Genomic DNA, 14806 nt, shown 5'->3' with positions numbered 1-14806 from the left:
CCGGGGCGGCGGCCCCTCGGTAGGTTCGCCTGCGTGCGGCTCCCGGACGGTCTCGTGGCCGTGGTCAAGCGCGACTGCCCCACCTGCGTGCTCGTCGAGCCGGTGCTGCGGCGGCTCGGTGCCGCCGTCTGGTGCCAGGACGACGCCGGGTGGTTCGAGGGCGACGACACCGACCTGGAGCTCTCCTACCGGCTGGGCGTGGAGACCGTGCCGACGCTGCTGCGGGTGGTCGACGGCGCCGAGACCGCCCGGGTGGTCGGGTGGAGCCGGGAGCAGTGGGCGGAGCTGACCGGGGTCCCCGACGTCGGCGAGGGGCTGCCCGAGCACCGGCCGGGCTGCGGCTCGCTGTCGGTGGACCCGTTCCGCGTCGACGCGCTGGAGGCGCGGTACGGCGGCAGCGGGCTGGCGAGCCGGCGGGTGGAGCTCGCCGAGCTCGAGGACGAGCACGAGGCGCTGTTCGACCGCGGCTGGACCGACGGCCTGCCGGTCGTGCCGCCGACGCCGGAGCGGGTGCTGCGGATGCTGCGCGGCACGACCCGCGCCCCGGCCGAGGTGGTGGCCGTCGTCCCGCCCGACCTGGTCGAGTGCACGGTCGAGAAGGTCGCGGTCAACGCGGTCATGGCCGGCTGCCTGCCCGAGCACCTCCCGGTGGTGCTGGCTGCGCTGGAGGCCGCCACCGCCGAGGAGTTCGCCCTGCACGGGTTGCTCGCGACCACGTACTTCGCCGGGCCCGTGGTGGTGGTCAACGGGCCGGTGGCAGCCCGGATCGGCATGAACAGCGGGGTCAACGCCCTGGGGCAGGGCAACCGCGCCAACGCAACGATCGGCCGGGCGCTGCAGCTGGTGGTGCGCAACGTCGGCGGCGGGCGCCCCGGCGAGGTGGACCGGGCCACCCTGGGCAACCCCGGCAAGTTCACCTTCTGCTTCGCCGAGCGCGAGCAGGGCAGCCCGTTCGCGCCGCTGGCCGCCGACCGCGGGGTGCCCGGCGACGCGGTGACGGTGTTCGCGGGGTCGGGCGTGCAGCCGGTGGTCGACCAGCTCAGCCGCGACCCGGCGTCGCTGGCGCGGACCTTCGCCGCCTGCCTGCGGGTCAACGCCCACCCCAAGCTGCCGATGGCCTTCGACGCGCTGCTCGTGGTCTCGCCCGAGCACGGCCGGGTGTTCCGCGAGGCCGGCTGGGACCGCGCCCGCCTGCTGGCCGAGCTCGAGGAGCTGCTGACCCTGCCCGGCGAGGAGCTGGTGCGTGGGGTCGGCGGCATGGCCGAGGGGGTGCCCGCCGGGCTGGCGGGGGCCCGGCTGCCCAAGTTCCGGCCCGGCGGTCTGCTGGTCGCGCACGCCGGTGGCGACGCCGGGCTGTTCAGCGCGATCGTGGGCGGCTGGGTGGCCGGAGAGACCGGGAGCGCCCCGGTGACGAGAGAGGTGCGCGCATGAGGACCGTCCTGGACCCGACCGGCGAGCGGCAGGCGGCCGCCCGGGAGCCGCTGCCCCGCCCGGCCTCGCTGCGCGGCCGGAGCGTCGGGCTGCTCGACATCAGCAAGGCCCGCGGCGACGTCGTCCTGGACCGGCTGGCCGAGCTGCTCGCCGCCGACGGCGCGGTCGTGCGCCGCTACCGCAAGCCGACCTTCGCCCGCACCGCGCCGGTGGACCTGCGGCACGAGATCGCCGAGCAGTGCGAGGTGGTCATCGAGGCGCTGGCCGATTAGGGCTCCTGCACGTCGTGCAGTGTGCACGACATCGCCGACCTCGAGCGCCGCGGCGTCGTCGGGGTGTTCCTCGCCAGCGAGGCCTTCGCCGAGGCCGCCCGGGCGCAGGGCGCCGCGCTGGGGTTCCCGGCGCCGTGCGTGCTCGTCCCGCACCCGGTGCAGGACCGCACCGACGCCGAGCTCCGGGCGGCCGCCGAGGATGCCTACCCGGCGGTGGTCGCCGCCGTGACCTCCGCGGGGTGACGGCGGGGCCGCGCGCTGCCAGGGTGGGCCGGTGACCGAGACGCCGATCAGCCGCTTCCCCCTCCGGCCCGCCGACGAGCTGCCCCCCGACCTGGCCCAGCGCTACGCGGAGGTCCAGGAGAAGTCGGGCTTCCTGCCCAACGTCTTCGCCGCGCTGGCCTGGCGGCCGGACGAGGCGCGGGCCTTCTTCGCGATGCACGACGCGCTCATGGACAAGGACACCCCGGGGCTGTCCAAGGCCGACCGGGAGCTGATCGTCGTCGCCACCAGCGCCGGCAACGACTGCCTGTACTGCGTCGTCGCGCACGGCGCGGTCGCCCGCATCCGCACGAAGGACCCGCACATCGCCGACCACGTCGCCGTCGACTGGCGCAAGGCCCCGCTGTCGCCGCGCATGCACGCGGTCCTGGCGGTGGCCACGCGGCTGTCCGCCGAGCCGGCCTCGGTCACCGCCGAGGACCTGGCGTCGCTGACCGAGCACGGGCTCACCGAGGACGACGTGTGGGACGTCGGCATGATCACCTCGTTCTTCGCGCTCTCCAACCGGCTGGCGCACTTCGCGGCGATCACGCCGAACCCGGAGTTCTTCCTGATGGGCCGGCTGCCGCGCGGCGCCGAGGTGCCGCCCGCCTGACGCCCGGCCGGCGCGCTACGGTCCGCCGGGTGACCGACCCGACGACGACGGTGCTCGCCGACGACCTGGGCTTCCCGGAGGCCCCGCGCTGGCACGGGGGCCGGCTGTGGTTCTCGGACTTCCACGACCGCGTGGTGCGCCGGATGCCGGCCGCGGGCGGCCCCGAGGTGGTGCTGGAGCTGGACGACAGCCCCTCGGGGCTGGGCTGGCTGCCGGACGGCGACCTGCTGGTCGTCTCGATGGTGCGGCGCGCCCTGCTGCGGGTGGGCGAGCGCGGCACGCGGGTGCACGCCGACCTCTCGGCCGCCACCCGGTTCCGCGCCAACGACCTGGTGGTCGACACCGCGGGGAGGGCCTACGTCAGCAGCTTCGGCTTCGACCTGGAGTCCGGCGCCGAGCCGGTGGCGACCGACCTGGTGCGGGTCGACCCCGACGGCTCGGTCTCCGTGGCCGCGCCGGACGTCGTCTTCCCCAACGGCATGGTGCTCGGCCCCGACGGCCGCACGCTGGTCGTGGCCGAGACCTACGGGGCGCGGCTCACCGCCTTCGACGTCGCGGCGGACGGGTCGCTCTCCGGACGCCGGGTCTTCGCCGAGCTGCCCGGCGTCGCGCCCGACGGCATCTGCCTGGACGCCGAGGGGCAGGTGTGGGTGGCGACGGCGCGCACGCCTGAGGTGCTCCGCGTCCGCGACGGCGGCGAGGTGACCGCCCGGGTCGCGGTCGGCAGCGGATCGCTCTCCTACGCCTGCGCGCTCGGCGGGGACGACGGCCGGACGCTGTTCGTCTGCACCGCGCCGAGCTGGCGCCCGGGGCCGCGCGCCGGCCGCATCGAGGCCGCGCAGGTGGAGGTCCCCGCCGCCTGAACCCGGGCCGTCGGTCGCGCGCGGGAGGCCGCTCGCGCAGGATCGGACCGGTCCAGGGACGACGACGGAGGAGGCACCGGATGGCCGACGAGGCGGAGCTGCGGCAGCGGTGGTCGGCGGGCCGGCCCTGCCACGGGCTGTGGAGCCTGCTGCCCGGGGCGGTGACCGCTGAGGTGCTCGCCCGGACCGGCGCCGACTACGTCGTCGTCGACCTGCAGCACGGTGCCACCGCCGAGGCCGACCTCCCGGGCACCTGCGCGGCGATCACGGCGGCGGGTTCCGTGCCGCTGGTGCGCACCCGCAGCTCGCTGTTCCCCGACCTCGGGCGGCCGCTCGACCTCGGCGCCCGGGGCGTGATCGTGCCCAACGTCCGCGACGCCGGGCACGCCCGCGAGATCGTCGCCGCCTGCCGGTACGCCCCCGCCGGTGGGCGGTCGATCGGCCGGCTCTCCGGCGGGGCCGACGAGCCGCTGGTGCTGGTGATGGTGGAGGCGGCGTCGATGCTCGCCGACCTCGACGCCGTCCTCGAGGTGCCGGGGCTGGACGGGATCTACGTCGGCCCGGCCGACCTCGCGCTCTCGCTCGAGCTGACCGGCGCGGGGCAGCGGGAGGAGCTCCGCGGGGTGCTCTCCTCGATCATCGCCCGGGCGCGGGCGGCCGGGGTGCCGGTCGGGGTGCACGCGCGCAGCGGGGAGGAGGCGGCCGGCTTCGCCGCGGAGGGCGCCACCGTGCTGACGGTGGCCGTCGACGCCGGCTCCCTCGCCGAGGCGGCCACCCACCACCTCGGAGTCGCGCGGGCCGCCGGCTGACGCGGCCGGTTCAGTCGAACGCGGCCACGGTCCGGTCCAGGTAGTCGTTGCGGAAGGCCCCCCGGGGGTCGAAGCGGCGGACGAGCTCGCGGAACTCCGCCATCCGCGGGTAGAGGGCGGCGAGCTCGTCGGCGCCGGTCGTGAAGAGCTTGCCCCAGTGGGGGCGGGCGCCGTACGGGCGCAGCGCGGCCTCGATCGCGGGCAGCAGCGCGCGCACCCGCTCCTCCTCGGGGCGCCAGGTGAAGTGCAGCGCCAGCACGTCGTCGCCGTACGCGGGGCTCAGCCACAGGTCGTCGGCCGCCACGGTGCGCAGCTCGCTCACCTGCAGCAGCGGGGTGATCCGGTGCGCCAGCGCGCGCAGCGCCTCGCACGCTGCCCGCCCGTGCCGCCGCGGGACGAAGTACTCGGTCTGCAGCTCCTCGCCGCTGCTCGGGGTGAACTCGGCGCGGAAGTGCGGCAGCCGCTCGTGCCACTCGCCGGGCAGCCCCAGCTGGTCGGTGAGGTTCTCGACAGGGGTGCCCGGCAGCATGTGGGTCGGCTCGGTCGCGGCGCGGGCCCCGAAGAACTCCTCCGGCACGACGTCGTGCTCGTCCGTGCGGGCCTTGACCCACACCTGCGTCACCTCGCGCCAGTCGGTGAACACGCTGACGCTGTAGGCGGCGTCGGCGACGGCGTCGAGGTCGGCGAACAGCCGCTCCCAGGTGAGGCCGACGAAGACGTCGGTGCGCACCTGGAAGGCCGGCTGGTACCGCAGGGCGACCCGGGTGACGACGCCGAGCGCGCCGAGGTGGACGACGGCGCCGGCGAAGCCGGGGTCCGCGGGGGACAGCCGCACCAGCTCCCCGTCGGAGCGGACCAGCTCCAGGCCGACGACGGCGGTGCTGAGCGAGCCGTTCCGGTTGCCCGAGCCGTGGGTGCCGGTGGCCGTGGCGCCCGCGACGGTGATGTGCGGCAGTGAGGCGAGGTTGTGCAGGGCGGAGCCGCGCGCGGCCAGCCGGGGGACCACCTCGCTGTAGCGGGCCCCGCCGGGGACCCAGGCGGTGCCACCGAGGCCGTCGGGGTCGGGCTCGAGCTCGACCTCGCCGGGCAGCCGGTCGAGGGACACCAGGTCGGCCGGGGTGTCGGCGATGTCGTTGAAGCAGTGCCGGGAGCCCAGGGCCTTGACCCGCTCGCGGCCGGCCACGACCGCCTGGAGCTCGGCGAGGCCGGCCGGGCGGTGCAGCCGCGCGGCCCGGTAGGCGACGTTGCCCGCCCAGTTGGTCCCCGGCTCGGCGGGGGCGGCGGTCGACGTCTCGGGCATGCTGGCTCGCGATCTGCTCGGGGCCGGCGGCCGGGTGACCTGCCGGGAGGTCCGATGATCCCCGACCGGGCCGGGAGCCGCCGGGCCCTCGCCCCGGCCCCGCCGGGCCGTTAGCGTGCGACGGGTGGCGATCTCGGTGGACGAGCGGCCCGGTGCGGGCCGGACAGGACCCCTGACCGACGACGAACTGCACGCCCTGGACGCCTGGTGGCGGGCGGCCAACTACCTCTCCGTGGGCCAGATCTACCTGATGGGCAACCCACTGCTGCGCGAGCCGCTGCGCCCGGAGCACGTCAAGCCGCGGCTGCTCGGCCACTGGGGCACCACCCCGGGCCTGAACTTCGTGTACGCCCACCTCAACCGGGCGATCCGGGCGCGCGACCTCTCGATGATGTACCTGATGGGGCCGGGTCACGGCGGCCCCGGCCCGGTCGCGGCGGCGTGGCTCGAGGGCACCTACAGCGAGGTCTACCCGGACGTCTCGCAGGACGAGGCGGGCCTGCGCCGGCTGTTCACCCAGTTCTCCTTCCCGGGCGGCATCCCCAGCCACGTGGCGCCGGAGACGCCGGGCTCGATCCACGAGGGCGGGGAGCTCGGGTACGTGCTCTCCCACGCCTACGGGGCGGCGTTCGACAACCCCGACCTCGTCGTGGCGGCGGTCGTCGGCGACGGCGAGGCCGAGACCGGCCCGCTGGCCACCAGCTGGCACTCCAACAAGTTCCTCGACCCCGCCCGCGACGGCGCGGTGCTGCCGATCCTGCACCTCAACGGCTACAAGATCGCCAACCCGACGGTGCTGGCGCGCATCGGCGACGAGGAGCTGCTGGAGCTGCTGCGCGGCTACGGCCACGCCCCGCGGCTGGTGGCCGGCGACGACCCCGCGGTGATGCACCAGCAGTTCGCCGCGGCGCTGGACGGGTGCCTCGACGAGATCGCCGCGATCCGGCGGCGGGCCCGCGAGGACGGCGTCGTCGAGCGCCCGCGCTGGCCGGTGATCGTGCTGCGCTCGCCGAAGGGCTGGACCGGCCCGGCCGAGGTCGACGGCGTCCGCGTCGAGGGGTCCTGGCGGTCGCACCAGGTGCCCTTCGCCGACGCACGGGGCGACGACGGGCACCGCCGGGTGCTGGAGGAGTGGCTGCGCAGCTACCGCCCCGAGGAGCTGTTCGACGCCGACGGCGCCCCGGTGCCCGCCGTCCGGGACCTGCACCCGTCGGGGGAGCGGCGGATGAGCGCGACCCCGCACGCGAACGGCGGGCTGCTGCTGCAGCCGCTGCGGCTGCCCGACTTCCGCGACTACGCCGTCGACGTCCCCGAGCCCGGGACCGGGGCGGTGGAGGCCACCCGGGTGCTCGGCACGTTCCTGCGCGATGTGATGCGGCGGAACGGGTCCACCTTCCGCGTCTTCTCGCCGGACGAGAACAACTCGAACCGGCTGGGCGCGGTGCTGGAGGCGACCGACCGCACGTGGGTGGCGGAGCGCCACCCCGACGACGACCACCTCGCGCCCGACGGCCGGGTCATGGAGATCCTCTCCGAGCACACCTGCCAGGGGTGGCTGGAGGGGTACCTGCTCACCGGCCGGCACGGGTTTTTCTCCTGCTACGAGGCGTTCGTCCACATCGTCGACTCGATGGTCAACCAGCACGCCAAGTGGCTGAAGACGACCAACGGCATCCCGTGGCGGCGGCCGATCGCCTCGCTGAACTACCTGCTCACCTCGCACGTGTGGCGGCAGGACCACAACGGGTTCTCCCACCAGGACCCGGGCTTCATCGACCACGTGGTGAACAAGAAGGCCGAGGTCGTGCGGGTGTACCTGCCGCCGGACGCCAACACCCTGCTCTCGGTCGCCGACCACTGCCTGCGCAGCCGGCAGTACGTCAACGTGGTGGTCGCCGGCAAGCAGCCGGCGCTGCAGTACCTGGACATGGACGCCGCCGTCGAGCACTGCACCAAGGGCATCGGCATCTGGCAGTGGGCGAGCACCGACGCCGGCGCCGAGCCCGACGTCGTCCTCTCCTGCGCCGGGGACGTGCCGACCATGGAGACGCTCGCCGCGGCGGAGATCCTCCGCGGCCTCTTCCCCGACCTGCGGGTGCGGGTGGTCAACGTCGTCGACCTCATGCGGCTGCAGGACGACCGGGAGCACCCGCACGGGCTGTCCGACGCCGAGTTCGACTCCTACTTCACGGCGGACAAGCCGGTGATCTTCGCCTACCACGGCTACCCCTGGCTGATCCACCGGCTCACCTATCGGCGGACCAACCACGAGAACCTGCACGTGCGCGGCTACGTGGAGGAGGGGACGACGACCACCCCGTTCGACATGTGCGTGATGAACCGGATCGACCGCTTCGACCTGGCCATCGACGTCATCGACCGGGTGCCCCGGCTGCGCGACGTGGGCGCCCACGCCCGCGACCGGCTGCGGAACACGCTGATCGAGCACCGCCGGTACGTGCGCACCCACGGCGAGGACCTGCCGGAGGTGCGTCACTGGCAGTGGGGCGCCGGGGCCGGCCCCGTCACCGGCGGCGCCTCGCCCCTCCGAGAGCCGGAGGCGTGAGGGTCCTCGTCGTCAACGCCGGCTCCAGCAGCCTGAAGCTCGCCGTCGTCGACGACGACGGCACGGTGCCCGCGGCGACGACGGTGGAGGGCTGGCGGGGCGAGGGCGACCTGTTCCCGCTGACCGGGTTCCTCGAGGGGTGCGGCCCGGTGGACGCCGTCGGGCACCGCGTGGTCCACGGCGGCCCGCGGCACACCGGCCCGGCCGTGGTGGACGACGTGCTGGTGCCCTACCTCTGGTCGATCAGCCACCTCGCGCCGCTGCACAACCCGCGGGCACTGGCCGGTGTGCGGGCCACCGGCGAGCTGCTCCCCGGCGTCCCGGCGGTGGCCTGCTTCGACACGACGTTCCACGCCACCCTGCCGCCGGCCGCGGCGACGTACGCGGTGCCCCGGGAGTGGAACGAACGCTGGCACCTGCGCCGGTACGGCTTCCACGGGCTCTCCCACGCCTGGGCCGTGCGGCGCGGTGCGGAGCTGGTCGGGCGACCGGCCGGGGAGCTGCGGATCGTCTCCTGCCACCTGGGCGCGGGCGCCTCGCTGGCCGCCGTCCGGGGCGGGGTCTCGGTCGACACGACGATGGGCTTCACCCCGCTGGCGGGGCTGGTCATGAACACCCGCCCCGGCACGCTGGATCCCGGCCTGCTGCTGTGGCTGCTGGAGCACGGCGGCGTCCCGGTGACCGAGCTCTCGGACGTGCTGGAGCACCACGCGGGCCTCCGGGGGCTGTCCGGCACCTCCGGCGACCTGCGCGCGGTGCTGGACGGGGTGGCCGCCGGCGACGCCGCCTGCGCACTCGCCCTGGACGTCTACCTGCACCGGCTGGTGCGCGAGGTCGCGGCGATGACGGCGGCCGCGGGCGGGCTGGACCTGCTGGTGATGACCGGCGGGGTGGGGGAGCACGCACCCCGGGTGCGGGCCGCCGTCGCCGGGGCCCTGCCGTTCCTGGGGCTGGCAGTGGATCCCGGCCGCAACGAGGCCGCCACCGCCGACGCCGACGTCAGCGCCGACGGGGCGGCGGCGCGGACGGTCGTGGTCACCGCCCGGGAGGACCTGGAGATCCACCGGCAGGTGCGCGAGGTGCTCGGCGGCTGACCTCACCCGCCGGGCGGGAAGTCGGGACTCGCACGGCATCCTGGCGATCACGTCGGCAGGAAGCGAGGCTTCTCTCCGTCCGCTCGGTCTGCGCCTCCGCGGATGCGCGGGCGGTGGGCGCCATGGCGGGACCGCGGCACGGAGCCGCCTTGCCCCCGGCTCCGCCCGGCGGCACCATGTCGTCCGGTGACGCGGTCCGCGGCGCGGGGCGACACCGACGACGGGGGGACGGATGCTCGAGCTCGGGGACGGCAGGCAGCGGATCTACCGCAGCGCCCTGTACCTCGACTTCGACAATCTCTTCTCCGGTCTGCGGCAGGTGGACCCCGATGCTGCCACGGTCTTCGCCAACGATCCCGGTCGGCTGGTGAGCTGGCTCGCCGAGGGCACCGACGAGGAAGGCGACTTCCGGCGCCGCTTCCTCGTTCGCGACTGCTACCTCAACCCACAGGTCTACGCCGGCTTCCGGGCGCAGTTCGTGGCGGCGGGTTTCCGCGTCATCGACTGCCCGTCCCTCACGCAGCGGGGCAAGAGCAGCGCGGACACCCACATCGTCCTCGACGTCGTGGACGCGCTCAACCACGCAACCCGGTATGACGAGTTCGTCATCTGCTCCGCGGACGCGGACTTCAGCCCGCTCATGACCAAGTTGCGCCGACACGACCGGCGGACGCTGATGGTGGCAGCCGGCCCGTACGCCGCCGCCTACGAGGCCGTGTGCGACTCCACGGTGGGCCCGATGCAGCTGCTGGAGGCGTTCCAGGCCCCGGTGCCGAAGGTCGCCGTTCCCGAGCGGACCGCCCCCGCTCCCGACGCGCTGACCGACGACCAGCTGGCCGGGGCGGCATCGGCGATCCGCGCGCTCGTGGAGGCCTCGCCGGGGCCGGTCGCGGGAGCGACCGCGGCCTCCGCCGGCATGCGCGCCGTTCCGCAGATCGCCGCCGCGGGTTGGGGCCAGGCGAGAGACGGCTTCGGCGGATTCATCCGGGACCACCTCGGGGAGCTGGAATTCCGTCGCAACAGCTCGGGCGGGTGGCTGCTCGACCCGGCCCGTCACGACGAGGTCCCGGGCGACGACGCCGACTCCGACGACGTCGTGGCGCGCGTGTGCCGGGTCACCCACGCGCCACAGCTCACGGCCGAGCAGTACGCGGCTCTCTTCGAGCACCTCGCTGCAGCGTCCCGAGACGGGCTGCCGCTCAACCGGCTCGGCTTGGAGGTGCGGGAACGGGCCACTGCGACGGGTGAACCGGTGAGTCGGCGCGCGGTCAACTTCGTGATCCAGGGGCTCGTGTACGGGGGGATCGAGCTCCGGAACGGCACTCTGGGGCCCTGGGAGCTGGCCGAGGCGTGGCGGAAGAACCTGCGCAACCTGTGCGACCAGGCCGGTCTCGAACTCAGCGAGGCGGACGATGCGGCGCTGGACCAGTGGGTGCTCGGCGCCTTGCCGGGCGGGACCTGACCCGTCCGGATCCCGTCGCGGTAGCCCCGGGTCGGGACCTTCGGCCCTGCGCCGCCGGGCCGGCCGGTCCCTAGCGTGGCCGGGACGGGGGCATCGGCCGGTGCCGCCCGCCGCCGTGCCCGGGGACGGGCGGACACCCCGCAGGATGGTCGCGTGAGCACCGAGCAGCCCAACCCGGTCAGGGTCTTCCTGGTGGACGACCACGAGATCGTCCGCCGGGGCGTCGCCGACGTCCTGGAGAGCTCCGGCGAGATCACCGTGGTCGGCGAGGCGAAGAACGCCTCGGAGGCGCTCGCCCGCGTCCCGGCGCTCCGGCCCGACGTCGCCGTCCTGGATGTGCGGTTGCCCGACGGCGACGGCGTGACGGTCTGCCGCGAGCTGCGCTCCCGGATGCCCGACCTCAAGGTCGTCATGCTGACCAGCTACAGCGACGACGAGGCGCTCTTCGACGCGATCATGGCCGGTGCCTCGGGCTACCTGCTCAAGCAGATCCTCGGGCAGGACCTGGTCACCGCCGTCCGGACCGTCGCCGCGGGCGGGTCGCTGCTCGACCCCACCGCCACGACGGCGGTGCTCGAGCGGATGCGCCGTGCCGCCGAACCCGCCGGACCGCTGGCCAGGCTCAGCGACCAGGAGCGCACGGTGCTGGAGCTGATCGGTGAAGGGATGACCAACCGGCAGATCGGGGAGCGGATGTTCCTGGCCGAGAAGACGGTGAAGAACTACGTGTCCCACCTGCTGGCCAAGCTGGGCCTGGAGCGCCGCACCCAGGCCGCGGTGCTCGCCACGCAGCTGCGCGGCGCGCGATCGGGCGACCGCCCGCGCTGACCGCGAGGGCGCTCAGCGGACCGGGGCGCTCCAGCGCAACCGGCTCCCGCCGTCGGGCAGCGCGGTGACCAGCGCTACGCCACCGCGCCGCTGCGCCCGGTCGGCCAGGTTGCGCAGCCCGCTGCGCGCCGCGCCCTCGTCGATGCCGCGCCCGTCGTCCACCACCTCGACCACCACGTCGTCGGTGACGTCGAGCGTCACGGTGACGTGCCGGCCGCCGGAGTGCCGCGCCGCGTTGCTGACCGCCTCCCGCACCACGGCCAGCACGTCCGCGGCGAGCTCGCCGGAGACCAGGCTGTCGACCGCCCCCGACATCCGCACCGTGGACCGCAGCGCGTCGCCCGCGGTCTCGGTGACCACGTCGAGGACCTGCCGGCGCAGGCCGGCCTCCGGCGAGTCCGTCGAGTGCAGGTCGAAGATCGTCGTCCGGATGTCCCGGACCGTGCCGTCGAGCTGCTCGACCACGCCCTGGATGCGGCGGCGCGCCTCGGAGTCGGCGACGCGCGGCATCACCGACTGCAGGGCCAGCCCGGCGGCGAAGACCCGCTGGATGACCAGGTCGTGCAGGTCCCGCGCGATGCGGTCGCGGTCCTCGTAGACGTCCAGCCGCCGGGAGAGCCGCTGCCGGGCGGCCATGTCCAGGGCGACGACGACCTGGTCGGCGAAGGTGCCGACCAGCGGGCGCAGCGCGTCGGGGAACGGCGGCGCGCCGACCCGCCGGGCGACCACGACCACCGCCGGGCCCGCCTCCGAACCGTGCAGCGGGATGCCCAGGCACGGCCCCCAGCGGACGTGCGCGTCCGGCCCGGCGCAGGCCTCCGAGGTGAGGTCCACGGCGGAGACGGTGCCGGTGGCGTCGACCGCGCCGAGGACGGGGCTGTCCGCGGGTCGGATGCGCTCGCCGACGGTGTCCTCCAGCTCCAGGACGCTGCACTGGCTGGTCACCGTGTACCGGCCGTCGGTCGGGTCGGGGCCGCTCAGCACCCAGGTCGCCTCCGCGCCGGTGAGCCCGGTGAGCCGGTCGGCCACGAGGCCCAGCGCATCCTCCGGTGTCGCGGCGCCCAGCAGCGATTCCCGGATGTCGGAGATCGCCGTCGTCCAGCGGCGCCGCGTCTCGGCCTCCTCGAAGAGCCGGGCGTTGTCGATCGCGATACCGGCGGCGCCGGCCAGCGCGGTGAGCACCGCCTCGTCCTCGGCCGTGAACTCCCCGGTGGACTTCTCGGTCATGTAGAGGTTGCCGAAGACCTCCCCCCGGACGAGCACCGGGACCCCGAGGAAGGTGCGCATCTCGGGGTGGTGATCCGGGAAGCCCACCGACGACGGGTGTTGCCGGAGGTCGGCGATCCGCAGGGGGCGGGGCTCGGTGATCAGCTCGCCGAGGACGCCCTTGCCCTCGGGGAGGTGCCCCATCCGGGCGGCGAGCGCGTCGTCGATGCCGACGTGGAGGAAGGAGGCCAGGCCGCCGTCGCGGCCCAGGACGCCCAGCGCGCCGTAGCGGGCGTCGACCAGGCCGGTCGCGGCCTCCACGATCCTCCGCAGCGTCGCGTCCAGGTCCAGCCCCGTCGACACGCTGAGGAAGGCGTCGAGCAGGTGCTGCACCCGCGCCTGGGTGCGGGCGACGACGGAGAGCCGCTCCTGCACCTCGTCGAGCAGCTCCGTGAGGCGCATCCCGGACAACGCCTGGGCGGTCTCCGGGGACGTCGATCCATCGCGGCGGGCCGGCGGCACGGCGTCGGGGTGAGCCATGCCCGGCCCGGTCTCAGGCATGCGCCCAGCCTGCCACCGGCCACCGGCGGGCGGAAGACGCCACGGGTCGCGCCGGTACCGGAGCGGTCACCGCGGCCCGTCGCCGCCGACGCGCCAGCCCGCCAGGAGGCCGATGCGGACGCTCAGGAAGCAGCACCCGGTGGTGAGCGCCTCCGGGAACAGGCGGGAACCCGCCAGCACGTCGGCCTCGGCGGGATCGGCGACCAGGCGTGCCGGGCCGACCACGTTGACCGCCCAGCCGCCGAGGTCCCCCGGCCGGTAGGAGTCCGCGGCGAAGGCGACGACCGCACCGCGCACCGCAGGGAGCAGGGGCGATCCCGTGCGCGTGGGGATGACCACCGCACCTCCGTGCAGTGCGAAGGGCACCGGGACGATGGCGGGCAGGGCGCCCGCCGTGAGGCCGAGCCGGCCGACGGACACGGTGCCCAGCAGCGACCGGCACTCCGCGTCGTCGAGCGCCCGGGACCCGTCGAGGAGCGCCCCCGAGGGCAGCTGGACCTCACCCACCGTCCGACCTCCGATGCCTCGGCCGGAGGCCCTCAGGTCCGCACCGCGGCGGGGGACGCCAGCTCGGCGGCGATGCCGTCCGCCCAGGCGTGGACGGCCGGCCAGTCGCGGAAGTCACCGAGGGGGGCGCGCATGGCGGTGACCATCGCCCGCTCCCCGAGGGTGAGGTGGGCCTTGTCGAGGCGACCGGGGAACGTCGCGTGGCCGCGCGCCCCGGTCAGGGCGGTCAGCGGGTCCACGTCGTGCGGGAGATCCGGGGGGAAGGGCGGCTCGCCGATCGGCCCGCTCGAGAAGAGCCACACCGCCTTCGTGCGCAGCACCGGCGCGTGCGCGGCGGCGTACTCGCGGGCCGCCTCCAGCCAGCGGCCGGCGTACACGGCGCTGCCCAGGACCACCGCGTCGAAGGCGGCGGGGTCGGGGCGCTGCGTCACCGGCACCGGGACGGCGACCAGGCCGGCCGCGTTCCCGGCCAGGCGGCGGGCGATCTCGGCACCGATTTCCGCGGTGGCGCCGTGCCGGCTGCCCACCGTCACCAGCACCCGGAGCGGGGCGCCGCTCACCGGTCGGCCCCGTCGCGGGAGGGCACGACGGCGACGGGGCAGGTGGCCCGCCGGAGGACCGCCCGCGTGGTGGCTCCCGGCCGGCGCCGTCGCCGGTGCCCGATGACGAGGAGCTCGGCGACCGCGCCGGCGGCCTCCAGCGCGCGCGCCGCCTGGGCCAGGACGACGACCTCGCGCACCGGCACGTCCGGCTCCTCGGCCCGCCAGCCGGCCAGCGCCTCGGTGAGCACGCGCTGCTCGGCGTCCGCCGGGTCGGCGAGCCGGCCGGGGGACCGGGGAGCCGCCTCGAGGACGACGTCCTGCCAGGCGTGCACCGCCACGAGGTCGGTGTCGCGCGCAGCCGCCTCGGCGAAGGCGAAGCCGAGCACCTCGTCGGCGTCGGAACCACCGCGGAGGCCGACGACGACGGACCGGCGCGGCCGGTCGGGGGCGGCCAGCGGGGCGGGCAGCGGGGCGGGCACGACCACGAC

At 75.5% G+C, this 14806-nt stretch carries 13 protein-coding genes and 1 pseudogene; 9 read left to right on the top strand and 5 right to left on the bottom strand.

Going from position 1 to position 14806, the window contains the following annotated elements:
- Window positions 1–33 precede the first annotated feature (33 nt).
- The 5 genes and pseudogenes from E9529_RS09395 to E9529_RS09370 all read left to right on the top strand — a co-directional run bounded on the left by E9529_RS09395 (window position 34) and on the right by E9529_RS09370 (window position 4252).
- Complete coding sequence (locus tag E9529_RS09395) at window positions 34–1431, top strand: thioredoxin family protein (protein ID WP_236830893.1); 1398 nt, start codon at window positions 34–36, stop codon at window positions 1429–1431.
- Window positions 1428–1946: pseudogene (locus E9529_RS22420) on the top strand (UGSC family (seleno)protein). Before E9529_RS09395 ends, E9529_RS22420 begins: the two are co-directional and overlap by 4 nt.
- A 31-nt stretch (window positions 1947–1977) precedes the next feature.
- Entirely contained in the window at window positions 1978–2580 is a 603-nt protein-coding gene (locus tag E9529_RS09380) for a peroxidase-related enzyme (RefSeq protein WP_236830891.1), read from the top strand.
- Window positions 2581–2609: 29 nt separating this feature from the next.
- On the top strand, window positions 2610–3443 hold the full coding sequence (locus tag E9529_RS09375; protein WP_236830890.1) for an SMP-30/gluconolactonase/LRE family protein: 834 nt from the start codon (window positions 2610–2612) through the stop codon (window positions 3441–3443).
- 80 nt (window positions 3444–3523) lie between these two features.
- Entirely contained in the window at window positions 3524–4252 is a 729-nt protein-coding gene (locus E9529_RS09370) for an HpcH/HpaI aldolase/citrate lyase family protein (protein WP_236830889.1), read from the top strand.
- A 10-nt stretch (window positions 4253–4262) separates the two neighbouring features.
- Here the strand turns inward: E9529_RS09370 and E9529_RS09365 are convergent, their stop codons facing one another.
- Window positions 4263–5552 (bottom strand): D-arabinono-1,4-lactone oxidase, encoded by a 1290-nt coding sequence (locus E9529_RS09365; protein WP_236830888.1) that lies wholly within the window; start codon window positions 5550–5552, stop codon window positions 4263–4265.
- Between the two features lie 124 nt (window positions 5553–5676).
- Here E9529_RS09365 and E9529_RS09360 point away from each other — a divergent pair, with 124 nt between their 5' ends.
- The 4 genes from E9529_RS09360 (at window position 5677) to E9529_RS09345 (ending at window position 11502) form a co-directional block, all read left to right on the top strand.
- On the top strand, window positions 5677–8118 hold the full coding sequence (locus E9529_RS09360; RefSeq protein WP_236830887.1) for a phosphoketolase: 2442 nt from the start codon (window positions 5677–5679) through the stop codon (window positions 8116–8118).
- Complete coding sequence (locus tag E9529_RS09355; protein ID WP_236830886.1) at window positions 8115–9212, top strand: acetate/propionate family kinase; 1098 nt, start codon at window positions 8115–8117, stop codon at window positions 9210–9212. The genes E9529_RS09360 and E9529_RS09355 overlap by 4 nt, the downstream gene beginning before the upstream one ends.
- Window positions 9213–9444: 232 nt before the next feature.
- The gene (locus E9529_RS09350; protein WP_236830885.1) at window positions 9445–10674 is read left to right on the top strand and encodes an NYN domain-containing protein; all 1230 of its coding nucleotides are present in this window, start codon (window positions 9445–9447) and stop codon (window positions 10672–10674) included.
- A 153-nt stretch (window positions 10675–10827) separates the two neighbouring features.
- The gene (locus E9529_RS09345; protein WP_236830884.1) at window positions 10828–11502 is read left to right on the top strand and encodes a response regulator transcription factor; all 675 of its coding nucleotides are present in this window, start codon (window positions 10828–10830) and stop codon (window positions 11500–11502) included.
- A gap of 12 nt (window positions 11503–11514) precedes the next feature.
- Here E9529_RS09345 and E9529_RS09340 read toward each other — a convergent pair whose 3' ends face one another.
- From E9529_RS09340 to E9529_RS09325, 4 genes are all read right to left on the bottom strand, one after another.
- Window positions 11515–13269, bottom strand: a complete 1755-nt coding sequence (locus E9529_RS09340; protein WP_236830883.1) for a GAF domain-containing protein — start codon at window positions 13267–13269, stop codon at window positions 11515–11517.
- A 66-nt stretch (window positions 13270–13335) separates the two neighbouring features.
- Complete coding sequence (locus tag E9529_RS09335; protein WP_236830882.1) at window positions 13336–13776, bottom strand: pyridoxamine 5'-phosphate oxidase family protein; 441 nt, start codon at window positions 13774–13776, stop codon at window positions 13336–13338.
- A 32-nt stretch (window positions 13777–13808) separates the two neighbouring features.
- On the bottom strand, window positions 13809–14336 hold the full coding sequence (locus E9529_RS09330; RefSeq protein WP_236830881.1) for a flavodoxin domain-containing protein: 528 nt from the start codon (window positions 14334–14336) through the stop codon (window positions 13809–13811).
- The coding region (locus E9529_RS09325) for a universal stress protein (RefSeq protein WP_236830880.1) at window positions 14333–14806 on the bottom strand (474 nt) is incomplete at its 5' end. The genes E9529_RS09325 and E9529_RS09330, both read right to left, overlap by 4 nt.

This window comes from Blastococcus sp. KM273128 (assembly GCF_021698975.1).
In the GTDB taxonomy this organism is placed as follows: domain Bacteria; phylum Actinomycetota; class Actinomycetes; order Mycobacteriales; family Geodermatophilaceae; genus Blastococcus.
This window is presented reverse-complemented; position numbering and strand designations above follow the sequence as displayed.

Excerpts from the sequence above, each read along its gene's own strand:
- E9529_RS09340 (WP_236830883.1), bottom strand. The coding sequence starts at position 13,269 with ATGCCTGAGACCGGGCCGGGCATGGCTCACCCCGACGCCGTGCCGCCG.
- E9529_RS09350 (WP_236830885.1), top strand. The coding sequence starts at position 9,445 with ATGCTCGAGCTCGGGGACGGCAGGCAGCGGATCTACCGCAGCGCCCTG.
- E9529_RS09365 (WP_236830888.1), bottom strand. The coding sequence starts at position 5,552 with ATGCCCGAGACGTCGACCGCCGCCCCCGCCGAGCCGGGGACCAACTGG.
- E9529_RS09370 (WP_236830889.1), top strand. The coding sequence starts at position 3,524 with ATGGCCGACGAGGCGGAGCTGCGGCAGCGGTGGTCGGCGGGCCGGCCC.